The sequence below is a fragment of the Burkholderia sp. BCC1977 genome (genome assembly GCF_905339595.1).
Lineage (GTDB): Bacteria > Pseudomonadota > Gammaproteobacteria > Burkholderiales > Burkholderiaceae > Burkholderia.
In genome coordinates this window covers 1-623 of sequence record NZ_CAJPGQ010000164.1, presented here as the reverse complement: position 1 = coordinate 623, position 623 = coordinate 1, and the positions used below count along the sequence as shown (strand labels likewise).

1 protein-coding gene and 1 pseudogene are annotated in these 623 nt (G+C 65.5%); both read left to right on the top strand.

Going from position 1 to position 623, the window contains the following annotated elements; all coding sequences use genetic code 11:
• A partial coding sequence (locus U5771_RS35280; RefSeq protein ID WP_415859476.1) for an electron transfer flavoprotein subunit beta/FixA family protein occupies positions 1 to 346 on the top strand: 346 nt, incomplete at its 5' end.
• A 16-nt stretch (positions 347 to 362) separates the two neighbouring features.
• Positions 363 to 623 (top strand): annotated as a pseudogene (locus U5771_RS35275) (electron transfer flavoprotein subunit alpha/FixB family protein); the annotation flags it as partial.

Sequence of the window (623 nt, the reverse complement as noted above, 5' to 3'; positions counted from 1 at the left end):
AGGGCTGCCGCAAGCGACGTTCGCGTCGAAGGTGACGATCGCCGATGGCCGTGCCACGGTCGCGCGTGAAGTCGACGGCGGCGCGGAAACGCTGTCGCTTCAACTGCCGGCGGTCGTCACGACCGACCTGCGCCTGAACGAGCCGCGGTACGTGACGCTGCCGAACATCATGAAGGCGAAGAAGAAGCCGCTGGAAACGGTGAAGCCGGAAGACCTGGGCGTGGACGTCGCGCCGCGTCTGAAGACGCTGAAGGTGGTCGAGCCGCCGAAGCGCGCAGCCGGCGTGAAGGTGCCGGACGTGAAGACGCTGGTCGAGAAGCTGAAGACCGAAGCCAAGGTGCTGTAAGAGGGAGCGCAAAGAAATGACGATTCTGGTGATTGCAGAGTACGACGCCCAGAAGGAAGCCCCCTTGGGGGGCAACGCGTCGATCAAGGCCGCGACGCTGAACACGGTGGCAGCGGCGGCCGAGGTTGGCAAATTCGTTGGCGGTGACATTCACGTGCTGGTGGCAGGCCACAACGCGCAAGCGGCCGCGGACGCAGCGGCAAAGATCGCGGGCGTTTCGAAGGTGCTGCTGGCCGACGCGCCGCAACTCGAAGAGGGCCTCGCGGAGAACGTCGAG